We start from the raw sequence: 1454 nt of genomic DNA, 5'->3' as shown, positions 1-1454 counted from the left end.
CAGGGCGGGATCACGGTCGAGAACGCGGACGGCACGCCGGGCACCATCGCGCTGACCGGCGCGGATGCGATGCTTGAGGTCACGGACAGCGAGACGATCGACAATGCAACGATCACCATGGGCAATGCCGGTGATCTGGATACGCTGCAGGTCGATGATGTGCTGACGCTGGGCGAAGGCATTCTGCTGCAGACGGCGGACAGCATCACCACCGATATGATCACTGGTGCGGGCAGCGTCATCAATGACGGGTCCATCCTGGCGGACGGCACCGGCGGCACGGTCATTCTGGAGACGACGGACTTCGTCAACAATGGCTCGATCACGGTCAATGGCGGCGATGATCTGACGATCGCGGTCTTCGGCACTTTCGCGAATAACGGCCTGCTGGCGATCAGCAATGGCGGCACGATATCGGAGCAGGAGGCGTCGGCCTTCACCAATACGGGGTCGATCCGCATCGGCACGGGCTCGGAATTCGACCTCTATAATTATTCACCGGATATGTCGCAGAGCCAGACGGTGGGCGGCACGGTCGAGATTGACGGTGTGCTGGATGCCGGCGGCAATACGATCGATGTGAACGCGACCGGGGCATTCTCGGAACTGGACAATTACGGCACGCTGGCGAATGCGACGCTGGTGCTGGACGGCGGCACGCTGGGGCTTGATGTCAGCACCTTCCAGGCCGACACGATCGAGGGTGTGCTGACCATCGGGGACGGCGACACGGTCGTGGTCCAAGGCGGGATCACGGTCGAGAACGCGGACGGCACGCCGGGCACCATCGCGCTGACCGGCGCGGATGCGATGCTTGAGGTCACGGACAGCGAGACGATCGACAATGCAACGATCACCATGGGCAATGCCGGTGATCTGGATACGCTGCAGGTCGATGATGTGCTGACGCTGGGCGAAGGCATTCTGCTGCAGACGGCGGACAGCATCACCACCGATATGATCACTGGTGCGGGCAGCGTCATCAATGACGGGTCCATCCTGGCGGACGGCACCGGCGGCACGGTCATTCTGGAGACGACGGACTTCGTCAACAATGGCTCGATCACGGTCAATGGCGGCGATGATCTGACGATCGCGGTCTTCGGCACTTTCGCGAATAACGGCCTGCTGGCGATCAGCAATGGCGGCACGATATCGGAGCAGGAGGCGTCGGCCTTCACCAATACGGGGTCGATCCGCATCGGCACGGGCTCGGAATTCGACCTCTATAATTATTCACCGGATATGTCGCAGAGCCAGACGGTGGGCGGCACGGTCGAGATTGACGGTGTGCTGGATGCCGGCGGCAATACGATCGATGTGAACGCGACCGGGGCATTCTCGGAACTGGACAATTACGGCACGCTGGCGAATGCGACGCTGGTGCTGGACGGCGGCACGCTGGGGCTTGATGTCAGCACCTTCCAGGCCGACACGATCGAGGGCGTGCTGAC

The 1454-nt window shown here is 62.0% G+C and carries 1 protein-coding gene; it reads left to right on the top strand.

All coding sequences use genetic code 11. From position 1 onward, the window contains the following. Positions 1-1454, top strand: a 1454-nt coding sequence (locus ACELLULO517_RS28425; RefSeq protein WP_227310872.1) for a beta strand repeat-containing protein, incomplete at both ends; no start/stop codon positions are given.

Source organism: Acidisoma cellulosilyticum (assembly GCF_020621385.1).
In the GTDB taxonomy this organism is placed as follows: domain Bacteria; phylum Pseudomonadota; class Alphaproteobacteria; order Acetobacterales; family Acetobacteraceae; genus Acidisoma; species Acidisoma cellulosilyticum.
Note: the sequence above shows the minus strand (reverse complement) of the source record. Positions and strands in the feature narration are given on the sequence as shown.